This is a genomic window from Shewanella sp. YLB-07, assembly GCF_009377275.1.
The window spans coordinates 41,635-68,285 of sequence record NZ_VOQB01000007.1; the positions used below are offsets into that span (position 1 = coordinate 41,635).

A 26,651-nucleotide genomic window follows, 5' to 3' on the forward strand; every position below is an offset into this window, starting at 1 on the left:
TTTACTCTTCCTTTAATAGATTTCATCGATGGCACTGGTGCAGCGAGCACCCGTTTCAGGACTACTTAAATTTGATCTTAATGCACCGAATAATTCTCGGCCCATACCGTAATTCGTTTTACGAAGCTCCACTTTTTCCGCCACGCGCGTCGCTAACTCGGCGTCAGTGACTAATAGAGTGAGCTCGCCAGTTAACGCATCGACACGGATCATGTCACCGGATTGCACCTTGGCAATCAAGCCACCATCGAGCGCTTCTGGCGTAAGATGAATGGCTGCTGGGACTTTCCCTGAGGCACCGGACATACGACCATCGGTCAACAGAGCGACCTTAAAGCCACGGTCTTGAAGTGTGCCAAGTATTGGAGTTAGCTTATGTAACTCAGGCATACCGACAGCCTTAGGGCCCTGGCCCTTAACGACAACAACACAGTCTTTGTCAAGATAGCCTGCTTTAAAGATGGCTTCGAGCTTATTTTGATCATCGATAACAACGGCCGGCGCCTCGACAACTCTATGTTGCTCAGATACAGCAGACACCTTGATAACAGCTCGGCCCAAATTACCTTTGAGTAGCTTCAAACCACCGTTGGCCTGGAAAGGTTGATCGACCGAAGTCAATACCTCTGTGTCCAGACTGGTGACTTGACCTTCTACCCACTTGATTTCACCATCAAATAATCTAGGCTCTTGGGTATAACGACGAAGTCCATGACCGGCAACAGTGTCGACATCTTCATGGAGCATCCCGGCATCGAGTAGCTCTTTTATTAAGAAAGCCATACCGCCGGCGGCGTGGAAATGGTTGATGTCAGCATGACCATTTGGATACACACGAGCAACGAGTGGCACAGCGTCTGATAACTCTGAGAAATCATCCCAGTTAATGATGACGCCGGCAGCACGAGCCGCGGCAACAATATGCATGGTCAAGTTAGTCGAACCGCCTGTCGCCAGTAGCGCAACTATACCGTTCACGATGGATTTCTCATTTACAATCTCACCGATAGGTGTGTATTGCGTGCCCATCTCAGTCAGACGACAAACTTGCTTAGCAGCTGTCTTGCTTAACACTTCTCTTAATGGGTCGTCTGGATTAACAAACGATGAGCCAGGTAGCTGCAGTCCCATGACTTCGAGCATCAACTGGTTACTGTTAGCCGTGCCATAGAAAGTACAAGTACCGGCACTGTGGTAAGAGGCCGATTCAGCTTCAAGCAGCGCCGCTCTATCGATGAGCCCTTGAGCAAACTTCTGCCGAATACGCGCCTTCTCTTTATTGGGGATACCCGATTTCATCGGGCCGGCTGGCACGAATAACATAGGTAGATGACCGAAACTGAGCGCGCCGATCAATAAGCCAGGTACGATTTTGTCACATATACCGAGTAACAAGGCACCATCGAACATGTTATGCGACAGGCCTATCGCAGTAGACATGGCAATCACTTCGCGGCTGAGAAGACTGAGCTCCATACCGGGCTGGCCTTGAGTCACACCGTCACACATGGCTGGCACGCCGGCTGCGACCTGAGCCACGCTACCAACTTCGGCGCAAGCTTGCTTCAATAGGTCCGGGTAGGTTTCATAGGGCTGGTGAGCCGAGAGCATGTCATTAAATGACGTAACTATGCCTATGTTAGCCTTAGTTAAGCCTTTAATTGATTGCTTATCATCTGGCTTACAGGCTGCAAATCCATGGGCTAAGTTACCACAGCTCAACGAGCTACGATGGACACCATTTTGTTTTGCTTCATTGAGCGCCGCCAGGTATTTAGCCCGTGACACTTTACTGCGTTCGATAATCCTATCGGTTACAGATTGTACAACTGCGTGCATAATAACTCCTTAAGCGCTCCAGTAAACGTCGACTGGTGTCTTATGTTGTGCCAATACGGCTCGGATTGGCATACTGTTAGCGTCTTCGTTTTCAAGCGCTTGACGATAAACAGATAACTTCTGCTCACCGACGATATGTAGGTATATTTGACGACTGGCCAAGATCGCCGTTTTTGACAGAGACAACCTGGGGTTAGGTGCAGAACCAGGGTTGACCGCCACACATAACTTCTCAGTCGATAGCGCTTCTTCTATCTCCTTAGAGCATGGGAACCAGGAGCAAGTATGACCGTCATTACCCATCCCCAAAACGACGACATCGAATGGACTCGGGAAATTAGCCAGTTGTTCTATGGCCATTGCACAGCCCTCTTCTGGTGAAGAGAACATATTTTTAAGGCCACGAAATTTGGCGGTATGGGCCTTATTTTGTAACAGGTGAGTCCTAACAAGCTTCTCGTTAGAAGCATCGGAGTCATTGTCGACCCAACGCTCGTCGGCCAAGGTGATATACACCTCACTCCATTCAACATTTTTATGACTAAGCAGTTGAAAGAGTTTTACCGGGGTCGAGCCACCAGACATAATCAGACTCGCTTTACCTCGAGTATCTACCGCTTCCTGCAGTTGCTTAGCAATACGCTCCGCAAGCTGGTTTTCTAATGATGTTTTATCATCGAATGATTTGAACACACTTTCTTTAATCATGACTAAATCCTCTTACTCATCCCAAGAACGGCCGTCTTTAGCGATCAAAGCAACGGATGCAACAGGACCCCAGCTGCCTGCAGGATAGGGTTTTGGCTTCTCGTTACTATCTTCCCAAGCTTGAATGATTCCATCGACCCAAGTCCAAGCCTGTTCGACTTCATCACGACGTACAAATAGCGCCTGATTACCCAACATAGCTTCGAGTAACAGACGTTCATAGGCATCTGCGATACGCTCATTTTTAAAGGTATCGGAGAAACTTAAATCGAGTTTAGTCGTCTGTAATCGTTGCTTTTGCTCAAGACCCGGAACTTTATTCATCATCTGAATTTCGACACCTTCATGGGGCTGAAGTCGAATCGTCAATTTATTTGGCGGCAAGTTTCTATAACTTGAGCGATAGAGGTTATGAGGCGGGTTCTTGAAATAGACGACAATTTCAGAACTCTTGGCTGGCATACGTTTACCACTGCGAAGGTAGAATGGTACGCCGGCCCAACGCCAGTTATCGATATCAATCCTTAAGGCAACAAACGTCTCAGCATTGGACTGAGTATTAGCGCCCTCCTCTTCGAGGTATCCGGGAACCGGTGAACCTTGCAAGAATCCGGATGCGTATTGACCACGGACCGTATTCTCATAGATATTATCTGAATTAATAGGACGAAGTGATTTGAGCACTTTCACTTTCTCATCACGTATACTGTCGGCATCTAAGTCTAAAGGAGGATCCATGGCGACCAGTGTCAATACCTGCAACAGATGATTCTGGATCATGTCACGCATCTGTCCCGCCTTATCGAAGTAACCCCAACGGCCTTCGATACCTACCTCTTCGGCAACGGTGATCTGTACATGGTCTATGGTACGGTTATCCCATTTCGAGGCAAACAATGAATTGGCAAAACGAAGTGCGATAAGATTCTGAACGGTTTCTTTACCTAGATAGTGATCGATACGATAGATTTGATTTTCATTGAAGAAGGCAGAAACATTGTCGTTGATGACTTTAGAAGATTCGAGATCGTAACCTATGGGTTTTTCTAATACGACACGAGAGTCGGGATAGATCAAGTTTTGCTCATTAAGGCAGCGACAGATATCACCGAAGATTGCGGGTGGCGTCGCAAAATAACTGACCATCACCCTTTTCTCGGGCTCGAGTATGTCATGGAAAGGTTTGTAACCTTCAGACTCAGTAAAGTTAGCCCCTATATAATGGCATCGTAGTAAGAAGCGCTCGACCGTCTCCCCACAAAGATCCTCTTTCACGAAGGTCTTCAGGGCTTTATCGACTAACGCTTTAAATTCTTCTTGAGTAAAGGCATCTTTCGCTACGCCAATGACCTTAGTATCAACATTCAGCAGGCCAGCTTTGTCTAGCTGATATAAAGAGGGAAGTAATTTACGCCGTGCTAAATCACCTTTAGTACCAAACAATACAAAATCACAAGCTTTGGCTTCTGGTGTTGTTATGCCCATAGCTTCTCAATCTCCTATCTCACTGTGTTCAATCGATTCGATATGAATTTCACATATTTGTTGTAATATAACAACAGAAATTGTTAATTGCATCTTAAATTTGCAAATAACACCTATTTGTAAACTAGGCATATCACCCTATAATCTGGTATGCTTTTCGTGATTAAATTACTATATACAGTAGGAACTTTTAATCACAGCAAAGTTATAATCCGTCATAGCGGTCAAGTTTCTCATTTATAGAAGCTTTCTAAAATGACAGAAAAGAAATAATAAAATTACATATTTTTTCGAGTGGACGTACGCATATGAATACCCTAGAAAAGGTTCAAAAAAGCCTCACCCATTTTAGTAAATCAGAGCGCAAAGTTGCAGAAGTCATTCTGGCTTCTCCACAGACGGCTATCCACTCAAGTATCGCGACTCTTGCCAAGATGGCCGACGTGAGTGAGCCCACTGTTAACCGCTTTTGCCGTCGACTAGACACCAAGGGCTTCCCGGACTTTAAACTCCACCTAGCTCAAAGTTTAGCTAACGGGACCCCCTATGTCAGCCGGCATGTGGAAGAAGATGACACTCCTGATTCCTATACTACAAAAATATTCGAATCATCAATGGCTTCTCTCGACACTGCTAGGCAGAGCATAGATACCAGTGCCATCAATAAGGCCGTCGATATTCTGACTCAGGCTAAAAAGATCTCTTTCTTTGGTCTCGGTGCTTCGGCTTCTGTGGCTCATGATGCACAAAATAAGTTCTTTCGATTTAACGTGCCCGTCATCTGTTTCGATGACGTGTTAATGCAACGAATGAGCTGCATCAACAGTGGAGAAGGTGACGTTATCGTGCTTATCTCACATACAGGCCGCACCAAGTCTATGATTGATATCGCCAGGATTGCCCGTGAAAACGGCGCAGCCGTCATAGGTATAACAACCCACAACTCGCCGCTATCGAGTGAATGCACACTGCCAATTACCATGGAAGTGCCGGAAGATACAGATATGTACCTACCCATGGCATCCCGCTTAGCACAATTGGTTGTCATTGACGTATTAGCGACTGGCTTTACTTTACGCCGCGGACCTAGATTCAGAGAGAGTTTAAAGCGAGTGAAAGAGGTGTTAAAAGAGTCAAGGATAGACAAAGATTCTATACTGTAACTGACTTTCTTTAGCTTCCACGGCAGTACACTTTCTGTTTACTGCCTTTTCACCCTCCATTTTCAGTTTCACTTCACAAAATTATTATATTGTTTTAGATCACTTTGTTTGTAATTTTCCTACATAAACTAAAATCCTCTGTTAATATAGTGTCAGAATTTATTTAAAACTTAACGGAGTATGTCATGTTCCGCAGAACCAAAATTGTAACCACTTTAGGTCCCGCTACCGACCGCGATGACAACTTACGCCGCATCATAAAAGCTGGCGCTAATGTTGTTCGACTAAACTTCTCCCACGGCTCACCTGAAGATCATATCAAACGTGCTAAAGATACACGCAGAATAGCCGCTGAACTCGGTGTTCATATCGCTGTATTGGGCGATCTTCAAGGTCCAAAAATTCGGGTTTCTACCTTTAAAGACAACAAAAAAGTTCAACTAGACTTAGGTCAAAGCTTTGTCTTAGATGCTGATCTTCCCAAGGGTGAAGGCGATGAGAAGCAAGTAGGTATCGACTATAAAGAGTTGCCAAACGATGTCTGCATCGGCGATATCCTTATGCTGGACGATGGTCGTGTACAACTAAGAGTCGAAAGTGTTTCAGGCAATAAGGTACACACCATAGTCACCGTTGCCGGACCTTTATCGAATAACAAGGGCATCAATAAGCAAGGTGGTGGTCTGTCTGCTGCAGCGCTAACCGAAAAAGATAAGCGCGACATTATAACCGCTGCTGAAATTCAGGTTGATTATCTTGCAGTTTCTTTCCCTCGTACGGGTGCTGATCTTGATTATGCACGTGAACTCGCCCTTAAAGCCGGCAGTAAGGCACTTATTGTGTCTAAAGTTGAACGCGCTGAAGCCGTAGCGACTGACGAAGCTATGGATGATGTGATCAGAGCATCTGATGTTGTCATGGTTGCCCGTGGTGACCTAGGTGTCGAGATTGGCGATCCAGCTCTCGTCGCCGTACAGAAGAGACTCATCAGCCGAGCTCGCCAGCTCAACAAGAGCGTGATCACAGCGACTCAGATGATGGAATCTATGATCACCAGCCCAATGCCTACTCGTGCTGAAGTCATGGATGTGGCTAACGCCGTTCTCGATGGTACTGATGCTGTGATGTTATCGGCAGAAACTGCAGCTGGCGACTTCCCGGAAGAAACCGTCAAGGCAATGGCTGAAGTCTGTCTTGGTGCGGAATTACACCCAAGTGTACAAGTCTCTAAACATAGACTCGATGAAAGTTTCGATTCAGTTGAAGAAACTATTGCGCTATCAACTATGTATGCGGCAAACCACCTTAAAGGTATCAAGGCTATTGTTGCGTTAACTGAATCCGGTGCGACTCCTCAGTTGATGTCTCGTATCAGCTCAGCTTTGCCTATTTTTGCTTTGTCACGCCATGAAGTGACATTAGCCAAGATGGCCGTGTATCGTGGGGTGCAGGCAGTACATTTTGACTCTACCAATGTCAGTGCTGAAGACGTTGCTCGTAAAGCGTTAGAAACACTAACATCAGCTGGTTACCTCAAGAGCGGTGACATGGTCCTGATGACTAAAGGTGATTCGATGGAAACAATTGGCGGAACCAATACCTGTAAGGTGTTGATCGTCGCTTAATTTCTCATCCTTCAGTAAAAGGGCACGCGAAAGCGTGCTTTTTTGTAGGGAGATCCCCTACTCGTTTATATCTACTATCGCGGTCGATTTAAACACAAATAAAAAGGACGCCTCGGCGTCCTTCTCTGTTTAAAACTCGTATTTGATGCAGTTACAAAGAGCTGAAATCATCGACATTGATTGCAGCCAGCCGCAGCTTATCGGCAGCAAGCACCGACTCCAATTCAACCGCATCGATAACTTGTGTCTCATGGGCAAGCTGAAATAGTGGCAGGTTACTCATCTTCTTAGGCAAAGCCCCGTTTCTCTGGGCCGTTTTTATCTTCTTATGGATCTGCTTACAGTTAAACTGCGCAATAAAGGCAGCTTCAACTTCGGCAATACCACTGGTATCGCCCTCGAATTCAGGACATAAGAAGGTAATACGATCACGTGCAGGTCCTGGCTTTAACATGCCTTGAACGAGATCGATGGCCATCTTGTCGGTCACACCATTAAAATGGTTGCCCAGAGGGAATATCAATGCCCTCATCACCCAAGCAACTGGACGGTTAGGGAAATTACGTAGCGTAGCTTCCAGAGCCTTAGCCGCTTTGTGTAATCGGGTGGCCATCACATAGCGCACCGCAGGAAGATCATCATGTTGACGACCGTTGTCTTCGAAAAGTTTCAGGGTCGCTGAGCCTAAATAGAGCTCACTGAGCACATCACCCATCCTTGCCGATAACATCTCTTTTCGCTTGAGATCCCCACCCATGATCAACATAGAGACATCGGTCATAAATGCTAACGCCGATGAGAGTCTCGACATGTCTTTATAATACTGCTGGGTCTCACCGCTCACCGGAGTCTGATTAAAACGACTGGCCGTTAACGCACAAAACACAGAACTGAATGCATTACGGGCTGCGTAGCCGATATGACCGAGCAAAAGCGAGTCAAAGCGTTCCAATGCGGCCTCGTTATCGTCCATCGCCGCAGTTTCCATCTCAGCAAGCACGTAGGGATGACAACGAGTCGCCCCCTGACCGAATATCATCAGGCTACGAGTAAGAATGTTCGCCCCTTCGACCGTAATTGAGATGGGGTTCGCCATATAGGGATGACCCAGATAGTTTTTCGGACCGAGTTGAATCCCCTTACCCGATTGAATATCCATAGCATCGTTAAGCACATCACGGCTCATTTCAGTCATGTGATATTTTGCAATCGCTGTCACGACCGATGGCTTCACTTTCAGATCGATACCCGTTGTCGTCAAGCGTCTCGCCGCTTCTAACTGATAGGTATTGGCTATGATGCGGGCGAGCGCTTCTTGCACACCTTCAAAATTACCGATAGAAAGACCAAACTGATGCCTGACATAGCTGTATGCAGTCGTTGTTTTCGTCGCCGTGTGACCAGAGGCCGTCGCCAGTGCAGGTAATGATATTCCCCGCCCTGCAGATAAACATTCCACCAACATGCGCCAACCACGGCCAGCATATTGAGGTCCACCTATGATCCAATCCAAGGGAATAAAGACATCTTCCCCTTGAGTCGTGCCATTCATGAATGCCATATTGAGCGGATTATGTCTCTGTCCAATCTTCACACCGGCGTGATCTGTCGGTATCAAGGCACAGGTGATCCCCAGAGCCTCTTTATCACCTAATAAGCCGTCAGGGTCACGCATCTGAAAGGCCAGACCGAGTACCGTCGCCACCGGAGCTAAGGTGATATAGCGCTTATCCCAGTTAAGTTTAAGACCCAGAACCTCTTCGCCTTCAAACTCCTGGCGACAGACGATGCCTTCATCAGGAATCGCACCAGCGTCGGATCCAGCTTCGGGTCCCGTCAGGGCAAAACAAGGAACTGCTTCTCCACTGGCCAGTTTAGGCAACCAGTGCTCTCTCTGTTCCTGTGTACCGTAATGGGTGAGCAGTTCGCCAGGACCTAAAGAGTTCGGCACCATCACAGTAACAGCGGCACTGACGCTGCGACTGGCGAGCTTACTGACTATGGTCGAGTTAGCATAAGCAGAAAAGGCCTTACCGCCATACTGCTTTGGAATGATCAGGGCGAAGAAACCTTCATCCTTAAAATATTGCCAAAGTTCAGGTGGGAGATCTTTACGATTTTGCACTATGTCATAATCATCGATCATAGTCAGTGCAGTCACCACCTGATTATCGAGAAAGGCTTGCTCTTCTGAAGTGAGTGTAGGCTTTCCATAACTATGTAGGGTTTCCCAATTGGGTTTACCTCTGAAAAGCTCACCTTCCCACCAGACATCGCCGGCCTCCATCGCTTCCTTCTCTGTATCGGATAAAGGCGGGAGGACCTTCTTAAAAAATGAAAAGACAGGGCGTGTGATGAACTGCATCCTGATATTTTTGACACCAAAGAGCACAATAATAATCAAGAGTGCAAGTATAAACAGAGTCATGATTTTACCTTTTATTCTATTGAAGCTGAAGCTAAGCCGTTACCGGAACTGCCACACCAGCTGAAAGATAAGGGATAACTTTACGTATAACGGCTTCGATATCATTATGTTCACCGAAATCAGCAGCCGCGATTTCTGTTAACGCATCCGCCGAGGCCATGGTGAAGACCACAGTGCCTAAGGTAAAGTGTAAACGCCAAAACATTTCCGCGGGAGGAATATGAGGCGCACTGTCGGCTACCGCTTTTACAAATTGAGTGAGATGGTCACCGTAATGCGTGGTGATAAACCACCTGAGGTGCCCCTGACTCTCGATATAGCCTCTACCCAGTAACTGTAAAAAAGTACGGGTACCCTCTGACCTTAGTTGATTTAGGTCTAACAAAGGTTTGACTAAGGTTGAAAAAATATCATTAAGCGATGCATCTTTGTCAGAACTCTGTAGACTCACTATTTCAGACGAGGCTGCAGGCATAAAAACATCGAGATAACGCGCTAAAACAGCCCGTATTAACTCTTTTTTTGAACCAAAATGATAATTCACTGAAGCAAGATTAACTTCAGCCTTACTGGTGATCAGACGTAAGGAGGTTTCAGAAAAGCCTCGCTCTGCAAATAATTTTTCTGCAGCATCCAGTATTCTTGTTTTTGTATCGGATCGATTTGCCATTCCGTGACCTTAACTCTATTTTAAACACTCGTTTAAATTAAACATTGGTTCACATTTTGTCAAACAAAATTATTCGCCAATTGCAGGCTACAGCTAGATTTACACTCAATTCCAGTTCTTTTAGTCCCTTCTACTTTTAAATAGTTGGTTTTTGGTTAAAATGCTCAACACAAAAACAACAAAGGAACTGAATTAATGTCACTTTCTAAGCCACAGCTTTCCCATCTTTCGCTGGTTATTGCGCTTTCACTGGGAATATCCGCCTGTAACTCCTCTCAAAATGATGAAAATCACTCAGATTTATCTAAAGCTGAAGAGGCTAAGCAATTTCTAAAGCAGTCTGAACAAACATTAAGCGAGCTGTCAGTCGAGATAAACCGCGCCGAGTGGATCTACAGTAATTTCATTACCGACGATACGGCGGCCCTGTCAGCGTCTGCGGCTGAAAAACTCACCGCAACCTCAGTCAGGTTAGCAACTCAGGCCGCTCAGTATAGCGATTTAAACCTGGATGATGTGAGTCTGCGTAAACTCAATATATTACGCAGCTCATTGGTCCTTCCCGCCCCACTCGATCCGGAAAAAAATGCCGAACTAGCCGGGATAAGTTCACAACTCAATGGCTTGTACGGCAAGGGGAAATATTGTTTCGATGACGGCCGCTGTTTAACTCAACCGGAACTGTCGGCAATCATGGCAGAGTCCAGCGATCCAAAATTATTGCTCGAAGTGTGGAAAGGTTGGCGTGAAATCGCTAAACCCATGCGCCCTTTATTTGAGCGTGAGGTGGAATTAGCCAATGAAGGCGCCAAAGATCTTGGCTACGAAAATTTATCTGTATTATGGCGCAGTCAATATGACATGAAGCCCGATGAGTTCTCCAATGAATTAGACAGACTATGGGGCCAAGTTAAGCCCCTCTATGATTCATTGCACTGTTATGTTCGTGGCGAGCTCAATGAAGCCTATGGCGATGAAGTTGTACCGGCCAATGGACCTATTCCGGCTCATCTGCTGGGTAATATGTGGGCGCAAAGTTGGGGCAATGTCTATGATAAAGTCTCGCCACAAGATGCAGATCCTGGCTATGATGTCACTCAGCTGCTAGCCGAGCATGACTATGATGAAATCAAAATGGTTAAACAAGCCGAAAGCTTCTTCAGTTCACTCGGTTTCGATGAGCTACCCGACTCATTCTGGGAGCGCTCATTATTCGTCCAACCCAAAGATCGTGATGTGGTGTGTCATGCATCTGCTTGGGATCTGGATAACCTGGATGATATACGGATCAAGATGTGCATTCAGAAAACGGCTGAAGATTTTACCGTTATTCATCATGAGTTAGGTCACAACTATTATCAACGTGCCTATAAGAACCAGCCATTTATCTTCAAAAATAGTGCGAATGACGGTTTTCATGAGGCCATAGGTGACACGATTGCATTATCTATCACTCCGAGTTATCTGAAACAGATAGGTCTACTCGATGAAGTCCCGGATGCGTCGAAAGATATCGGCCTGTTACTCAAGCAAGCATTAGATAAAGTTGCCTTTATGCCCTTTGGCTTGATGATCGATCAGTGGCGCTGGAAAGTGTTCAGCGGTGAAATATCACCGGCTCAGTACAACCAAGCCTGGTGGGGTCTCAGAGAGAAATACCAGGGAGTGAAGGCTCCCATCGAGAGAAGTGAAGATGACTTCGACCCAGGTGCTAAATACCATGTACCGGGCAATGTCCCTTATACGCGTTATTTCCTCGCCCACATTTTACAGTTTCAATTCCACAAGTCGCTGTGTGAGACTGCAGGTGATACGGGTCCCGTGCACAGATGTAGCATCTATGGCAATAAAGAAGCTGGCAGTAAACTCAATACCATGCTGGAGATGGGGCTGAGCCGTCCATGGCCGGAAGCATTGAAAGTGGTTACCGGTAGCCCAGAGATGGATGCCAGTGCCGTACTCGATTACTTTGCCCCGTTACAAGTTTGGTTAAATGAGCAAAACACTCAGGCTAACCGCCAATGTGGATGGTGATTCTGTTAAGCCGATAGGAATTAAACACTTGAGTCATTCAGATTAATGACATAAACGATTTAGGGCGCTTTATTACAGCGCCCTTTTTCTATGACAAACCACGCTCGCCTCCACTGGACACACTTTGTTAAGAACTAAAACTTTAGATAATCAAGGTCATCTATTATAGTGACATCAGTAATGGTGGATTAGAAAAATTTAATGTCATTAATAAAAGTTATCTTAGTTGGTCTATTCTCTTTTCTGTATATGATACAGCCGGCAATGGCGCTGTCAGAAGACAATAAAGCAATTAATCAACTATATACCCAGTTTGCACAGGCATTTAATCAACTAGATGCAGGAATAGTTGAGAATATCTATGCTGAAGATGCCTGCTATGTCCCTGAAAATCAAAGTAAGGGCATCACCATGGGCCGTGACAACATCATCGCGGTTTATAAGACGTTTTTTGGTAAGATTAAACACAAAGAAGCCCGTATCGAAGTCGACTTTAGAGTCGTAGAGCGTCAAATGGAAACCAATAACGCGACAGATGTAGGCTACTACCTGATCCGATTTCACCCAGCTAAAGATGCCGAAGAGCCTATCAGTGAATTTGCCGGAAAATTTGTCAATGTCTCTAAAAAGAATGCCGATGGTAAGTGGTATCTGACCGTCGACACCAACAATCGTTCAGAGACGCCATTTTACTACAATGCAAAACCCTCCCCAGATCTGTATTATGGCCGTCAATTTTCACCGCTAACAGCCGAGATCCATGTCGAACAACACTAACATTGCCTGCCCTTGTGGTAATAGCACCCAGCACACAGCGCTTTTATATCACACTTGCTGTGGACCATTTCATTCTAACTCCCTAAAAGCAGCCAGTCCTGAACACTTGATGCGAAGTCGCTATACGGCTTTCGTCATGAAACTGTATGACTATTTAATTGCCACTCATCATCCCGAATACTTGCATGGTCTCACGGCTAACAGCTTAGCTCAAAGTCCGGAAACTCACTGGTTGTCACTGGAAATCATCTCTTCATCAGGCACTGACCTACAAGGGCAAGTTGAATTCCAAGCTTGGTATAAAGATGACACAAGTATCAACGCGATTCACGAGCGCTCAGATTTCCAGTGTATCGAAGGAGAGTGGCTTTATACTCAGGGAGAGCAGTTCGACGCAATTTTCCCTAAACGTAACCAAGCTTGCCTCTGTGGCAGTGGTAAGAAATTCAAACAGTGTTGCCTATGATGTCTCAATCACAGCACTGAAACGACAGATAGATGAACAGGCCTTTTTAATGAACCAGCTCGGGATTGGATTTAAATAAAAACTGGCTAAAATCAGACTCTCTCAAGGCGGGACTGTAAAGAAACCCTTGAGCCTGATGACATCGATGTTCCGATAAGAAATCTTCTTGCTCCTTAGTCTCTACCCCCTCGGCAGTTAAGGATATGTTCAGCGCCGAAGCCATCGCTATGATGGCGCTCACAATCTCACGACTCTCTCGGCTTACTGTAAGATCAGAAATAAACGAACGGTCAATTTTAAGCTTACTGATGGGGAACTGTTTCAGATAGCGCATCGAACTGTAGCCAGTACCAAAGTCATCGATAGCTAATCCTACACCGAGTTCAGAGAGCTCAGTACATAAGTTAGTCGCATAATTTATGTCTTCCATCAGCTCTGTCTCTGTGATCTCCAAAATCAGCGAATCGGGTTGAAGTCGATAGCGCGATATTAAATTCCACACCTGTTCGAAAAGGTTACCACTGAAGAATTGACGAGCAGACACATTCACATGCATAGAAATATTAATTTGATGATGTTGCCACAAATTAAGTTGCCTGCACGCTGCTTCCAACACCCAAGCTCCAATCGCATTTATCAAGCCTGTTTGCTCGGCAATATTGATAAAAGCGCCTGGATACAGCACCCCTTTCTTAGGGTGGTGCCAACGAATCAAGGCCTCCGCACCGATATATTTTTTGCTTTTAAGATCTTTAAGGGGTTGATAGTAAAGCTCGAACTCTCTGCCCCTAAGCGCAGTTTTCAGGTCACGCTCTATCTGCGCGTCTTCTTTGAAGCTATTGAGTAAAGCATTATTAAAAACTTGGATCTTATCGCTTTGTTTTTTCTTCGCGTATTGTAGCGCTATATCGGCACAGGCTAAGGGAGCGAAGCTGTCTTCGACAGACTCGATATCTACAATAGCCAGAGCCGGTTTAGGTTGGATCTGTTCACGGCCTATGATTACCGGTAGAGTCAGCTGACTGTATAATCTGGCGGTAATATAGTCCATATCAATTTGATTTTGCTTGGGAAGAATAATCGCAAACTCATCGCTGCCAACTCTGGCAAGTTGTTCGGTTTTATTGACATTAGCGCAATGCTTCAGGCGTCTGGCTACTTCAATCAGTAATGCATCACCACTTTTATGACCATAGGCATCATTGAAACGTTTAAAACCACAGAGGTCGATCAGGATCAGCTGACCCGATTTACAGTGCTCTAACTCTTTATTGAAATAGCTGCGGTTATAGAGCCCAGTCAAGCCACAACGCCAAGCTAAATGCTCTAATTTGGCCTGATACTGCTTTTCTTCTGAGATATCATCGGCTTTAACCAGTGCGTAATGATTACCTCGTTCGGTAATAAATTGTTTCACTGAATACCTGAGCCAGTACTGCCTCCCATCTGCACGTACAACTTGGCTCTCTCCTTTAGCCACTGAGCCCATTGACACCTTTTCTAAGACGAGTTTTGCCTGTTCCGGGTGTTGTTTAATAAAGTCGAGTCGTTTGAATGACTCCCCGATGATTTGATGCTTAGGGATACCCGAGACAAACTCATGAGCTTGGTTTACATATTCGATCAAATCTGTTTTCAAGTTAATCAACATACTCACCTGCTCTGACTCTTCATCGGCACTGAGCAGTAAGGTTAGTCTCTCATCTTTTTCATAAGCATTGCGCGTTGCCAGAGTCAGCGCGAGTTGATCGGCGACATGAGTCGCGATATGAATCTCACTATCGGTCCAAGAAGCCGCAGATGTTCTTTCAAGATACAAGACACCTTCGAGATGGCCGTTAATTCTAATGGCGACATCCAGGGAGGACATGATCCCTTTAGGCTTGAAATAGACATCAGCAATCTCTGTGACTCTGGGATCCAGATTCACATCGCTTATATCTATCAAACATTTGCTTCTGAGTTCAGCAATATAATCTGGACAATCTGAGGGGGCGGGACGTGAATAAACAGCAGACAGCAAGGGACCATAACTAGCAGTCGAGCTAATTTGGTTATCTTTACAAGAGAGCATACAGACACCCACATAGGTGACAGCAAGTTGCTGACAGAGTAATTCAGTCGCCAACTCAGTCGTTTTCTGAAAATCACCAACTTGTTTTTCTGCAGAGTTAACGATGCACTCTAATAAATCTTGATACTCACGCTTCTTCAAGAATATCCCTAAAAAGTAAGCAAAATTGCCCACTCAAAGCTTCATATAATTATGATTAATATATTCAAAGTTATTGAAACTATTATTGGTATTATTATTTTTGATTTAGCCTACACACAATATTACTTTTGAGCAACAAGGCTATAATGTTATATCGAATTTTCTAATTGGAAAATCATTTTTTCTGCACTAAAAGCAAAATCAATCGTTAGGCTAATATCAGAATCTACACTCATTAACTCGACCCTGACATTATCGAATCTGGCTTGAACTTTATCTCGCAATAACTCTGACTCAGCCAAGGCTTCTTCTCCGGTGAAGCTAACGACCAGTTGCCTATCGTGTTCATCGATCACGGCGCCAATATCGGCATAACTACCGCAATCATTACAGGTATCATTAACTAGGGCGGATTGTGCATTCTGAATATTTTTCATGGAACATCAGTCTCGTAAATGAACATTATTTAGCATTATACGCCAATGTCATTGAGGCATTGTCAGATACCTCAAACTTCAACAATAAAAAGCAATAAATTTAGTGGCCATTAAGTCATTCTAAATACGACTAGGGTATCAGGATTTCACTTGACTGAATCCTAAGATGATAAGCGCTGGTTAACATGTCTCAATGATTCGACTCATCTGTCTTTGCTGAGAAAGAATATCGACAAAATGAGGGAGGTCGAGATCTATTGAATAACCATAGTCAAGGTCATTCGATTTTGACCTGATAAACTTTTCTCGTGTTAATAGATCACAATTTGTCAGTACCTCTTGCATCTCCACAGGTTCAATTCCTCGGGTGACCATAGCTTCGGCTTGAATAGCTTGGGCCAATTGAAAAGCGCGAGCACCGCCCTCTCTAAATATACGACTGTGTTCTATCGGCGAGCTATCCACTGACAGATCGCTAACTAATTGCTGAGGTTTTGCGATATCAAACTTTGCTCTCAGTTGGTCATCACTGTTTTTTCCCAGCTGATCAGTTTGAAATTGAGCCATATCACGCGCATCGGTAGATAACATGGCTAATAACAGGGCAAACTCTCCCCGACGACCATTATCTATCGCATGATTAAGCCTAGTGCCTAATTGTGACTCATTTACTAATACTGAACTCGATAGCATAAAAAAACATCAATAAATCAACTCGTTGATAGTTAATCGACCGCTTAAACCAAAACTTTAGCTTTTTTTCAAATAGAGGCTTTACACGCTAGTAGTTTGTGACTACTATTGCCGCCGCAATTGAGGAGGGGTTCCCGAGTGGCCAAAGGGATCAGACTGTAAATCTGACGGCTCAGCCTTCGAAGGTTCGAATCCTTCTCCCTCCACCATTTGCGCTAAAGAAATAAAATAAAGATATCCGGAGGGGTTCCCGAGTGGCCAAAGGGATCAGACTGTAAATCTGACGGCTCAGCCTTCGAAGGTTCGAATCCTTCTCCCTCCACCATCTTTGTTTAGTGACTTTAGACCTGTGAAAGCTAATATTATTTCCAGCTGTGATCACTCACACTAGAATGATATTCGTGAAAGAATAAAAATGTGGAGGGGTTCCCGAGTGGCCAAAGGGATCAGACTGTAAATCTGACGGCTCAGCCTTCGAAGGTTCGAATCCTTCTCCCTCCACCATCTTTATTCAGTTAGTTTGGACGTGTATAAAGCTAATGTTTTGTCCTGCAGTGATGGCTCGCTGTAGAATGATATTTAGTCAGAAGAGAAAAATGTGGAGGGGTTCCCGAGTGGCCAAAGGGATCAGACTGTAAATCTGACGGCTCAGCCTTCGAAGGTTCGAATCCTTCTCCCTCCACCACTTCTCTCAAAAACTGCTTACCTCATCTGTACATCCCCTTGTAATCTCAATTCCATTTGTAAATATCCCAACCTGAACCCCATATCTATCTAGGTCTACCGCATCCAGCCTCAGATTCAACTTTCACGATTTATTCAATTTAGTTATTATCTGCTACATTCCGTTATATTTACCTTCAACAATCAGGGGCAGCATGGCATCTTCTTGGATAAATCAGGCAATCGCAATCATAGACGCTGATTATCAGCGTAGTGCTGACACACATTTGATTAAGTTAGACCTCCCGGTGCTTATGGGAATCGACATCTACTTGAAAGATGAAAGCACTCATCCAACGGGAAGCTTGAAGCATAGACTGGCTCGTTCACTCTTCCTATATGCATTATGTAATGGTTGGATTAGCGAAGGGACCACAGTCATAGAATCCTCATCGGGGAGCACGGCGATATCTGAAGCCTATTTTGCCCGACTATTAGGCTTACCCTTTATCGCAGTAATGCCTCGCACCACAGCGAAGAAGAAGGTGCAACAAATCGAATTCTATGGTGGCAAGTGCCATTTTGTCGATCATTCCAATCAGATCTACGCAGAATCTGAACGTTTAGCCAGTGAATTGAAGGGCCATTACATGGATCAATTTACCTACGCTGAACGGGCGACAGATTGGCGTGGCAATAACAATATTGCTAATTCCATTTTTGAGCAGATGAACAGGGAACCCCACCCTATACCTAAGTGGATTGTGATGAGTCCAGGCACAGGTGGCACATCGGCAACGATCGGGCGTTATATTCGTTATCAACAACTCGATACGCAACTGTGTGTAGTGGATCCCGACAACTCAGTTTTCTATGATTACTACACCAGTGGCGACAACTCGATCACATCGGTCAACGGCAGTAAGATTGAGGGCATAGGCAGACCCCGCGTCGAGCCTTCTTTCATACCTGGGGTTATCGACCATATGGAAAAGATACCTGACACAGCGTCAGTGGCAACCATCTACTGGTTAGAGAAGCTTATCGGCCGTAAAGCCGGAGCATCTACCGGAACCAACCTTTATGGGGTATTACAGATAGCCGCTAGGATGCACGCTAAGGGCGAAACAGGCTCACTGGTCACTCTGCTGTGTGATTCCGGTGAACGTTATCTGGACACTTACTACAACCCTGAGTGGATTAAGGAAAACATAGGTGATCTAAGCGAGTTTGACAACCAACTCAAGAATTTTGACCTCACCGGTCAGTTAACCTAGACATCAAATACTGTAACCCAGAGTGCACTTGAATAAGCTAAGGAAGACATTGGTGCGCTCAGCTAAGGTAGTAATAAATTTAACCGCTTCGATGTGACATACGTTAGCGCCTAGGTATTAACACAAGTTAGCTATCTAGGCTCAACGGCTGAATTAATCTATATCGAGGTATTTATGAGTCTGTATCGATAAGCGCCAGTTACGCTCGATACAGGTTTTCATTGCAAGCTCTGTGGCACGAGGTTTCTGACTAATGGGTTGCAGGCAGACTGTTTTACCATCGAGTTCGATCCCCTCGAGCAGTTCATCCAAATCATCAATATGTTGAGATGTGGCTACCGGATGCTTAATCTCATCGGCTCGCTCGAGCGCCTGAGTCAATACAGCCATGCCCGCTTTCATATTCACTTTAGGTGACACTGTGACCCAAGTCTTATCTGAACAGCTCACCTCGAACGTACCACTGGTCTCAATTTGAGTCCCGTATCCTTGACTGTTAAGCTTTGATGTTAATTCTGTCAGATCATGGATACATGGCTCTCCACCGGTGATCACAACATGTTTAGCATTGAAGCCTTTGCATGTAAAAAAGTTAATCAGCTCTATCGCGGTCAACTCGGACCAGCGGCCAATCTCTCCATCAACCTGGATAACCAATTCTGGGGCGACTCGGTTTTGCTCAAGAACATCCCACGTATGTTTAGTATCACACCATGAACACCCAACCGGGCACCCCTGAAGTCTCACAAAGATAGCAGGTACGCCGGTAAAAACACCTTCCCCCTGGATGGTCTCGAAAACTTCATTCACTGGATACTTCATGGTCTACCTCTACAAGGATGGCCGGCATTTATAGTGTATTTTGAGTTTACAGGCAAGCTTTAAAGTGTCTATAGAATGAGTAAAAAGCCGATAACCGTACACGTGATATTATACAAGCGAAGGTCTGTCAGTTAAAATGATGACAATTTAAATACTTGAGTGATCAATATGTCAAAAGCAGTCGTCGTTTTTAGTGGTGGACAAGATTCAACAACCTGTTTAATCCAAGCACTCGAGCAATATGATGAAGTCCATGGTATCACCTTCGATTATGGACAACGTCATAGTCAGGAAATTGAAGTCGCTAAGGAACTAGGTAAACGTCTTGGTCTAGCGAGTCATAAAGTTCTGGATGTCACCATGTTAAACGAACTCGCCATTTCGGCATTAACCAGAGACGATATCGCCGTATCGAACACCCTCATGGACAATGGTTTGCCCAATACTTTTGTGCCGGGTCGTAATATCTTGTTTCTCACTTTAGCCGGGATTTTTGCCTACCAACTGGGTGCAGAAGCAGTGATAACAGGCGTGTGTGAAACGGACTATTCTGGCTATCCCGATTGCCGTGATGACTTTGTTAAGGCGATGGCATCGGCGCTCGTTCAGGGAATGGACAGGCAGCTTGAGCTTGTTACTCCTTTGATGTGGCTAAATAAGGCCGAAACCTGGGCACTTGCCGATAAGTATAATAGCCTAGACTTAGTCCGAGATGAGACCTTGACCTGTTATAACGATATCATTGGATCAGGCTGTGGTACCTGCCCAGCTTGTTTATTAAGACAAACAGGGTTAGATGACTACTTGAATAATAAGGCGCAAGTACAGTTAGATTTAACCGCCAAAATAGCTCAATAGCTATGACGCTTATCGCCCCCACAAAAATCAGGCAGTGGTTATCTTCGAGTTATTGTCTGGTCACTCTGGTCACGCTCCTATGCATAGGGCTCTATTGGTTAAACCTGGCTGACTCCCTCGCTTATAGAAGAGTGGAGATAGGTGAAGGTGAGTATTGGCGACTACTGAGCGGCAACTTGCTTCACACCAATGCCTGGCATTTACTCATGAATCTGGCGGGCCTCTGGGTCATAGTGCTGCTCCACCACACCCATTATCGTTTATTGCTGTTCACTTCGCTCTTCGTGCTCTGTTGTCTGCTTCAAGGTATAGGCCTCTACCTGTTTTATCCAGGTTTGATCGGATATGTAGGATTGAGTGGCATGCTGCATGGATTGTTTACCTACGGCGCGATAAAAGACATCACCACAGGATTAAAGTCAGGTTACCTATTGTTAGTTGGTGTCATCATCAAAGTGTCTTATGAGCAGGTTTATGGTGCCAGTCAGGAGGTCACTGAAATGATAGGAGCAAGAGTCGCGACAGAGGCTCATCTTGTGGGCGTTATCAGCGGCATAATCGTCTTCTTAATGCTTTACGCTATTAGCGCTTTGCGTAGACAAGGTGCAGACAAGCCTGTTGATAAATAGCATTGAGCTTGAATGTGTATCAAAATTAAGCCGCAATACTGGTTAGAGTATTGCGGCTTAATGTTAAGCTCTATTTATCAAGCTTTAATAAAGGCATCTCTGAGCTTCATCACCTGATCTCTGACTGCCGCAGCCTGTTCAAATTCTAAGTTCTTCGCATGTTCATGCATCAGCTTCTCTAGTGCATCGATTTGATGGCTTAAACTTGCCGCATCCTGAACGACATATTTAGCCCTATTTTCTGCAACATTAAGACTACGGTAATCCCCTAAGATCCCCTTGTCTCTCTCGCCCACATCCATCACATCGGTAATTTTTTTCACTACACCTTTAGGCGTTATACCGTTATCGAGATTAAATTGATGCTGCATTTTACGCCGCCGCTCTGTTTCCCCCATGGCTGCCGCCATGGATTTAGTGATACGGTCAGCATACAAGATCACCTTGCCATTAATATTTCGGGCTGCGCGGCCCATAGTCTGAATTAACGAACGTTCGGAGCGCAAGAAGCCCTCTTTATCTGCATCGAGAATACACACCAGTGATACTTCCGGCATATCCAGGCCTTCACGCAGTAAGTTGATGCCAACCAGTACATCGAAGACGCCCAAACGCAGATCTCGAATTATCTCTACTCTTTCAACCGTATCGATATCTGAGTGCAGATATCTCACCTTGATCCCATGCTCGTCTAGATATTCACTTAAGTCTTCCGACATGCGCTTTGTGAGTGTCGTGACCAACACCCGCTCATTGACCTTAATCCTTTTGCCTATCTCAGAAAGCAGATCATCGACCTGTGTCCCCACCGGCCTGACTTCCACTTCGGGATCCAGTAAACCTGTAGGTCTAACCACTTGCTCTGCAATCTCTCCATCGCACTTATCGATCTCATATTGACTCGGAGTCGCTGAGACAAAAATGGTTTGAGGCATCAAGTTCTCAAACTCTTCAAATTTAAGAGGACGGTTATCGAGCGCAGAAGGTAGACGGAAACCATATTCCACCAGATTAGACTTCCTCGAGCGGTCGCCTTTATACATGGCACCGATTTGAGGCACTGTGACATGAGATTCATCGATGATCAGCAAGCCATCATCGGGTAAATAGTCCAGCAATGTGGGCGGCCCCTCTCCGGTGGCTCTACCAGATAGGTATCGTGAATAATTTTCAATACCTGAGCAATAACCCAATTCCACCATCATTTCCAGGTCGTATTGAACTCGCTCAGATATTCGCTGAGCTTCAATTAACTTATTATTGTCCAGTAATTGCTGCTTGCGCTCTCTGAGCTCCACCTTTATCTCTTCTGTCGCCGCAATAATGTTTTCTCTGGGAGTAACATAATGGCTCTTGGGGTACACAGAGATCCTGGCTATACGCTTTATAATATGGCCAGTGAGAGGATCGAACATGCTTAGCCGCTCAATCTCGTCATCAAAAAGTTCAACACGTATCGCATGCTTGTCAGAATCTGCCGGAAATATATCAATCACTTCCCCCCTGACTCGAAAAGTACCACGATCTAACGAAATATCGTTACGTGTGTATTGGAGTTCACTGAGACGTAAGAGAATATCCCTTTGCCCCATGAAGTCACCCTGTCTTAGATGTAACAACATCTTCAAATAAGATTTGGGGTCACCTAGACCATAGATAGCAGATACCGAAGCGATTAAGACCACATCCTTTCGCTCTAGGAGTGCTTTCGTTGCAGAAAGGCGCATCTGTTCTATATGTGCATTCACCGATGCATCTTTCTCTATGAAGGTGTTGGTGGAGGGAACGTAGGCCTCGGGTTGATAATAATCGTAGTAAGAGACAAAATATTCTACAGCGTTGTGCGGGAAAAACTCTTTCATCTCTCCGTATAGCTGCGCCGCCAACGTTTTGTTCGGGGCCATGATGATCGTTGGCCTCCCCATCTGTTTGATAACATTGGCAATAGTAAATGTTTTACCTGAGCCCGTAACCCCAAGTAAAGTCTGAGTTGCAAGTCCAGATTCAATGCCATCGACCAACTTAGCTATCGCCTTGGGTTGATCGCCTGCAGGCGTGTATTCTGATTCCAGCCGAAATGTTGATTCTGTCACTAACCGAGTTCCTTTTTTAAGCAGCGCATTATTTTAAACCAATTAAGGGAGTCGTGTGAATAAAGATGAGATATATTTATCTCCATCGAGATAAATTGGAACAATAATGCGATAACGGAAACTTTAATCCCCTTAAACTTATCATTGACGCTAAAGTCGTAGCAGAAAATAATGACAATTCCATTTATTTTTAATGAAATTTTAAAACATAGATTAAAAACAGTAGATAAGGTTAATAGTTAACCGGAAACCAATGAAACTGGCGGATTAATTCACAACTAGAACTATCGCTACAGTTACATTATTGTAACGATGCACCGCTCGGTTACAATAAACACTTGCATTTGCTAACCTATTATTTTTAAATGATTTTACTGGAGGGTGAAAATTTTGACGATTTTAAGTTCAACCCCCTGTATATGAGGCTTTGAAACACATTTTTAGACTTAACCCACAGGCTTATCCACAGATTTAGTGGATAACTCAATCTAGCCCTTACCCTGCGGGGGTTTTAACACCTCCCTATAAAACCTGCTTAAAAACACCCTTAGATGTAATTTTACTACATATGAAAGTCTGCATCAGATTTCAAGGCTTATAGTAGGAAGTGATAAAGAAGCAGATTGCACTTGAGCTCGTGCAGTAAGCAGAATGATAACGAGAACGATAATGCCTACTCACTGCCTCTCTTTAATAACCCTCTCTAATTACTATTCACTTATGAAACCACTCACCAATTCATTATTGTTAATGGTCATTAAAGCGCTAATTGAGATAATTCAGTAATTTCAGGGAGCTCATTAGGTCCGAACCAACCAGATAATCGACAAAAATAAGAGTCATGCAGTAAATCATGTTTCCCACACCATAAAAATTGCTCACACAAGCACCAAAATGAGCGAATCTACGTCAGGACGAACATTAGATGAGCACTTAACAGCATAATTACACTTTTTTTTCTTCCTCGAGTTGACTCATCATCAAGAGCGATTTAGTATGCGCTCCGTCTTCAACGACGAGTAGCTTTAACGTTTCCCCTGTAGTTCAGTTGGTAGAACGGCGGACTGTTAATCCGTATGTCACTGGTTCGAGTCCAGTCCGGGGAGCCAAAGTTACCTAAATTGAAGACGTTCAGAATGATGTGTTAAAAGTATTCCCCTGTAGTTCAGTTGGTAGAACGGCGGACTGTTAATCCGTATGTCACTGGTTCGAGTCCAGTCTGGGGAGCCATTTTTAATAGATATCTGAGTTGAATGAAAACGTTTCCCCTGTAGTTCAGTTGGTAGAACGGCGGACTGTTAATCCGTATGTCACTGGTTCGAGTCCAGTCCGGGGAGCCATTTATTCAAGAAAATTATTTAAAGCGATTCCCCTGTAGTTCAGTTGGTAGAACGGCGGACTGTTAATCCGTATGTCACTGGTTCGAGTCCAGTCCGGGGAGCCATTTTAATTAAGTAGTTCAGTAGCATGTTTAAAGCGATTCCCCTGTAGTTCAGTTGGTAGAACGGCGGACTGTTAATCCGTATGTCACTGGTTCGAGTCCAGTCCGGGGAGCCATTTTAAACCTATATATAAAAAGAAAAACGATTCCCCTGTAGTTCAGTTGGTAGAACGGCGGACTGTTAATCCGTATGTCACTGGTTCGAGTCCAGTCCGGGGAGCCAATCTTTTTTCACTACCTCCAATCTAGCTCTTTCTATTTATCCTCATTTAAGTTTAGAATAACGTTCAGAATTTACTAGAATAATAGATGTATTCTATCTCCGCGAACGGAACGCTTATGAGCTTATCTAGACTCTTTCATGCCTTTTTATTTATCCTCTTTGCAGGTATCACTAGCCTTGTCTATCTAGACAGCAACAATTCGCTTCAAGCCAAATCCCAACAAAGACTCGCAACTTATCAAGCGGCCTTCGACAACACGACCTTTTCTGCAACAAACGGGAAAAAACTCTTAGCAGAGTTAAATAAGCATGCCTCTTTCCAATTTTTTCAATATATCCATAAGGATGACAGCAGCAAAAATGTGACTCAAGGCACGCTTTTTCCTGAAAAAGAAACGACTTTGGAACGCCTCTTTCCCATAGACCTTCCCGATACACGTGATATCAGTAACGGACGATTACAAGTTAAACTCTACACAGGTGATTTAATCGAACACACGACCAACAGGTTTATACAAATTCTGTTGGTTTTATGGCTAAGTTATCTATCAATAGCCCTCTTTTACCTGCTGGTTATGGCCCGTTTTAAAAAATCCATCAATTACGCCACCAGTTACATAGAGAGCTTATCGAGCCAGTCATACGATGCATTAGCTTCGTCAAAGTTATCATTTGAGCTTCACCCCTTAGCCAAAGCCCTTGAGAAATGTAAATTAGAACTTAAACATCGCTCAGATGAATTGGCTAAAGAAAATGACAAATTGCAACGTGTTGCTTTTCAAGATGCTATTACAGGATTTGAAACCAGAATAAAGTTCACCCAAAAACTCGAATCATTCGCTACCTTAGGCAAGGAGCAAATTGGCCTCTTGGCTATGATAAAAGCCAGTGAGCTTGGGCCGATAAATCAAAACCATGGTCGGTCTGCCGGTGATGATTATCTAGCGAAAGTTGCTAACTGCATAAGAAAAGCCATAAATAAATACCCAAACTCACAATGCTATCGAATTTCAACCGCCGACTTTGCGGTTTTCATTCCCGATCTTATTTTGAAAGATGGCATTCCATTTCTCGAAAGTTTGAAGTCTTTGTTCGACGAATACCAACAAACATTAGAAACGGATTCGATTGCACATGTTGGTCTTGTACCCTACCGGCATGATAGTGAGCCAATGAACTTACTCACCTTAGGTGACACAGCAGTCAGCATTGCACAAACCTTAGGCCCTAATTGTTTTCATATGCAAGATAGACTTAATGGCGATGAAGTCTACGGTGATACTCGCTGGAAATTAGCCATCGAAGATTTGATTAGAAGACGCGCAATAAAATTTTATCAGCAACCCATACAGCCCTGCCGAACCGAAGTTAAAGTCTATAAAGAGCTCTTTTCTCGCTTTTATAACAGTGAAGGGAAATTTTTGCCTACTGCAACAGTCATTGCAATGGCTGAACGTCATGGCATGATTTTAGAGTTAGATAAGTTGATTGTGATGAACACATTAAAAATACTGATGGATACCCCGGCACTTGAAGGGGCGTACGGCATCAACATCAGCTCGTCATCCATAATGCAAGAATCATTCGTCGCCTGGTTAAAAGATCAACTGATAAAGAGACGTCATATCGCGGCAAGACTCGTTTTTGAAACCAATGAAGCGGGTATGCAATCTAATTTAGCCTCCAGTTACAAATTTGTTCAGGTCATGCACAGTGTCGGGGCCCGAGTGGCTGTGGAGCATTTTGGCATGGGCTTCAGCTCATTTAAGTTCTTCAGAGAAGTTCGCCCTGACTTCATCAAACTCGATGGGAGCTACACGGAATCCATCGAGAAAGATACAAATAATATGTTTTTTATCAAGATGATAGTAGACATTTCACGTAGGCTTGGCATTCGAGTAATCGCCACCAGTGTAGAGCGACAAGAGGAGAAGCTCACACTAGAAAAAATGCTTATCGATGGCTTACAAGGATATTATATTGCCCAACCTCAAGCCATACAGGTGTTGGAGCCTAAATGATCGTTTTTTAGCTATATGACCCAATTAATTAAAACCTTGTATTCTATGTGTTGTTTCTGGCACTGGAAAAGCTGATAATACCAT

19 protein-coding genes and 10 tRNA genes are annotated in these 26,651 nt (G+C 44.4%); 19 read left to right on the top strand and 10 right to left on the bottom strand.

Features of this window, described 5'->3' with window-relative positions:
* Window positions 1–12 precede the first annotated feature (12 nt).
* From edd to zwf, 3 genes are read right to left on the bottom strand one after another with little or no spacing between them, the layout of a single operon-like run.
* The gene (edd, locus tag FS373_RS16225) at window positions 13–1,839 is read right to left on the bottom strand and encodes a phosphogluconate dehydratase (protein WP_152829877.1); all 1,827 of its coding nucleotides are present in this window, start codon (window positions 1,837–1,839) and stop codon (window positions 13–15) included.
* 9 nt (window positions 1,840–1,848) lie between these two features.
* A complete protein-coding gene (gene pgl, locus FS373_RS16230; RefSeq protein WP_144046681.1) occupies window positions 1,849–2,547 on the bottom strand; it encodes a 6-phosphogluconolactonase in 699 nt (232 codons plus the stop codon).
* A 12-nt stretch (window positions 2,548–2,559) separates the two neighbouring features.
* Complete coding sequence (gene zwf, locus FS373_RS16235; RefSeq protein WP_144046680.1) at window positions 2,560–4,032, bottom strand: glucose-6-phosphate dehydrogenase; 1,473 nt, start codon at window positions 4,030–4,032, stop codon at window positions 2,560–2,562.
* A 308-nt stretch (window positions 4,033–4,340) separates the two neighbouring features.
* Here zwf and FS373_RS16240 point away from each other — a divergent pair, with 308 nt between their 5' ends.
* Window positions 4,341–5,195, top strand: coding sequence for a MurR/RpiR family transcriptional regulator (locus FS373_RS16240; RefSeq protein ID WP_144046679.1), 855 nt, complete (start codon window positions 4,341–4,343; stop codon window positions 5,193–5,195).
* Window positions 5,196–5,380: 185 nt separating this feature from the next.
* Window positions 5,381–6,820: a pyruvate kinase gene (gene pyk, locus FS373_RS16245; RefSeq protein ID WP_144046678.1), complete on the top strand. Its 1,440-nt coding sequence runs from the start codon at window positions 5,381–5,383 to the stop codon at window positions 6,818–6,820.
* A gap of 151 nt (window positions 6,821–6,971) precedes the next feature.
* Here pyk and FS373_RS16250 read toward each other — a convergent pair whose 3' ends face one another.
* The gene (locus tag FS373_RS16250) at window positions 6,972–9,248 is read right to left on the bottom strand and encodes an acyl-CoA dehydrogenase (RefSeq protein WP_152829878.1); all 2,277 of its coding nucleotides are present in this window, start codon (window positions 9,246–9,248) and stop codon (window positions 6,972–6,974) included.
* A gap of 31 nt (window positions 9,249–9,279) precedes the next feature.
* Window positions 9,280–9,918, bottom strand: coding sequence for a TetR/AcrR family transcriptional regulator (locus FS373_RS16255; RefSeq protein ID WP_144046676.1), 639 nt, complete (start codon window positions 9,916–9,918; stop codon window positions 9,280–9,282).
* 195 nt (window positions 9,919–10,113) lie between these two features.
* On the opposite strand from FS373_RS16255, the gene FS373_RS16260 reads away from it, so the two are divergent.
* The 3 genes from FS373_RS16260 to FS373_RS16270 all read left to right on the top strand — a co-directional run bounded on the left by FS373_RS16260 (window position 10,114) and on the right by FS373_RS16270 (window position 13,195).
* Window positions 10,114–11,952, top strand: coding sequence for a M2 family metallopeptidase (locus tag FS373_RS16260; protein ID WP_152829879.1), 1,839 nt, complete (start codon window positions 10,114–10,116; stop codon window positions 11,950–11,952).
* Window positions 11,953–12,153: 201 nt separating this feature from the next.
* Window positions 12,154–12,729, top strand: coding sequence for a YybH family protein (locus FS373_RS16265; protein WP_144046674.1), 576 nt, complete (start codon window positions 12,154–12,156; stop codon window positions 12,727–12,729).
* Complete coding sequence (locus FS373_RS16270) at window positions 12,713–13,195, top strand: YchJ family protein (protein ID WP_152829880.1); 483 nt, start codon at window positions 12,713–12,715, stop codon at window positions 13,193–13,195. Before FS373_RS16265 ends, FS373_RS16270 begins: the two co-directional genes overlap by 17 nt.
* A 46-nt stretch (window positions 13,196–13,241) precedes the next feature.
* On the opposite strand, the gene FS373_RS16275 is transcribed toward FS373_RS16270, so the two are convergent.
* The 3 genes from FS373_RS16275 to FS373_RS16285 form a co-directional block, all read right to left on the bottom strand.
* Complete coding sequence (locus tag FS373_RS16275) at window positions 13,242–15,410, bottom strand: EAL domain-containing protein (RefSeq protein ID WP_144048974.1); 2,169 nt, start codon at window positions 15,408–15,410, stop codon at window positions 13,242–13,244.
* A gap of 149 nt (window positions 15,411–15,559) precedes the next feature.
* The gene (locus FS373_RS16280) at window positions 15,560–15,847 is read right to left on the bottom strand and encodes a DUF406 family protein (RefSeq protein ID WP_152829881.1); all 288 of its coding nucleotides are present in this window, start codon (window positions 15,845–15,847) and stop codon (window positions 15,560–15,562) included.
* A gap of 180 nt (window positions 15,848–16,027) precedes the next feature.
* Window positions 16,028–16,540 carry a VC2046/SO_2500 family protein gene (locus FS373_RS16285; protein WP_144046671.1) on the bottom strand — a complete coding sequence of 171 codons (513 nt, stop codon included), beginning with the start codon at window positions 16,538–16,540 and terminating at the stop codon, window positions 16,028–16,030.
* 124 nt (window positions 16,541–16,664) lie between these two features.
* On the opposite strand from FS373_RS16285, the gene FS373_RS16290 reads away from it, so the two are divergent.
* From FS373_RS16290 to FS373_RS16310, 5 genes are all read left to right on the top strand, one after another.
* Window positions 16,665–16,749 (top strand) — tRNA-Tyr (locus tag FS373_RS16290).
* A gap of 31 nt (window positions 16,750–16,780) precedes the next feature.
* A tRNA-Tyr gene (locus tag FS373_RS16295) sits at window positions 16,781–16,865 on the top strand.
* Between the two features lie 94 nt (window positions 16,866–16,959).
* Window positions 16,960–17,044 (top strand) — tRNA-Tyr (locus FS373_RS16300).
* 96 nt (window positions 17,045–17,140) lie between these two features.
* Window positions 17,141–17,225: transfer RNA gene (locus tag FS373_RS16305), tRNA-Tyr, on the top strand.
* A 193-nt stretch (window positions 17,226–17,418) separates the two neighbouring features.
* Window positions 17,419–18,480, top strand: coding sequence for a PLP-dependent cysteine synthase family protein (locus FS373_RS16310; RefSeq protein WP_144046701.1), 1,062 nt, complete (start codon window positions 17,419–17,421; stop codon window positions 18,478–18,480).
* Window positions 18,481–18,633: 153 nt separating this feature from the next.
* Here FS373_RS16310 and queE read toward each other — a convergent pair whose 3' ends face one another.
* Entirely contained in the window at window positions 18,634–19,302 is a 669-nt protein-coding gene (gene queE / locus FS373_RS16315) for a 7-carboxy-7-deazaguanine synthase QueE (RefSeq protein ID WP_144046702.1), read from the bottom strand.
* Between the two features lie 168 nt (window positions 19,303–19,470).
* On the opposite strand from queE, the gene queC reads away from it, so the two are divergent.
* Both queC and rrtA read left to right on the top strand, forming a co-directional pair.
* A complete protein-coding gene (gene queC / locus FS373_RS16320; protein ID WP_144046703.1) occupies window positions 19,471–20,160 on the top strand; it encodes a 7-cyano-7-deazaguanine synthase QueC in 690 nt (229 codons plus the stop codon).
* Between the two features lie 2 nt (window positions 20,161–20,162).
* On the top strand, window positions 20,163–20,789 hold the full coding sequence (gene rrtA, locus FS373_RS16325; protein WP_227992871.1) for a rhombosortase: 627 nt from the start codon (window positions 20,163–20,165) through the stop codon (window positions 20,787–20,789).
* A 77-nt stretch (window positions 20,790–20,866) separates the two neighbouring features.
* Here the strand turns inward: rrtA and uvrB are convergent, their stop codons facing one another.
* Window positions 20,867–22,882 carry an excinuclease ABC subunit UvrB gene (uvrB, locus tag FS373_RS16330; protein WP_322619516.1) on the bottom strand — a complete coding sequence of 672 codons (2,016 nt, stop codon included), beginning with the start codon at window positions 22,880–22,882 and terminating at the stop codon, window positions 20,867–20,869.
* A 1,033-nt stretch (window positions 22,883–23,915) separates the two neighbouring features.
* Here uvrB and FS373_RS16335 point away from each other — a divergent pair.
* The 7 genes from FS373_RS16335 (at window position 23,916) to FS373_RS16365 (ending at window position 26,567) form a co-directional block, all read left to right on the top strand.
* Window positions 23,916–23,991, top strand: a tRNA-Asn gene (locus FS373_RS16335).
* A 45-nt stretch (window positions 23,992–24,036) separates the two neighbouring features.
* Window positions 24,037–24,112 (top strand) — tRNA-Asn (locus FS373_RS16340).
* 34 nt (window positions 24,113–24,146) lie between these two features.
* A tRNA-Asn gene (locus FS373_RS16345) sits at window positions 24,147–24,222 on the top strand.
* A gap of 28 nt (window positions 24,223–24,250) precedes the next feature.
* Window positions 24,251–24,326, top strand: a tRNA-Asn gene (locus FS373_RS16350).
* A gap of 37 nt (window positions 24,327–24,363) precedes the next feature.
* Window positions 24,364–24,439 (top strand) — tRNA-Asn (locus FS373_RS16355).
* A 31-nt stretch (window positions 24,440–24,470) separates the two neighbouring features.
* Window positions 24,471–24,546: transfer RNA gene (locus FS373_RS16360), tRNA-Asn, on the top strand.
* Window positions 24,547–24,662: 116 nt separating this feature from the next.
* Window positions 24,663–26,567 carry a GGDEF domain-containing protein gene (locus tag FS373_RS16365; protein ID WP_152829883.1) on the top strand — a complete coding sequence of 635 codons (1,905 nt, stop codon included), beginning with the start codon at window positions 24,663–24,665 and terminating at the stop codon, window positions 26,565–26,567.
* Window positions 26,568–26,651 lie beyond the last annotated feature (84 nt).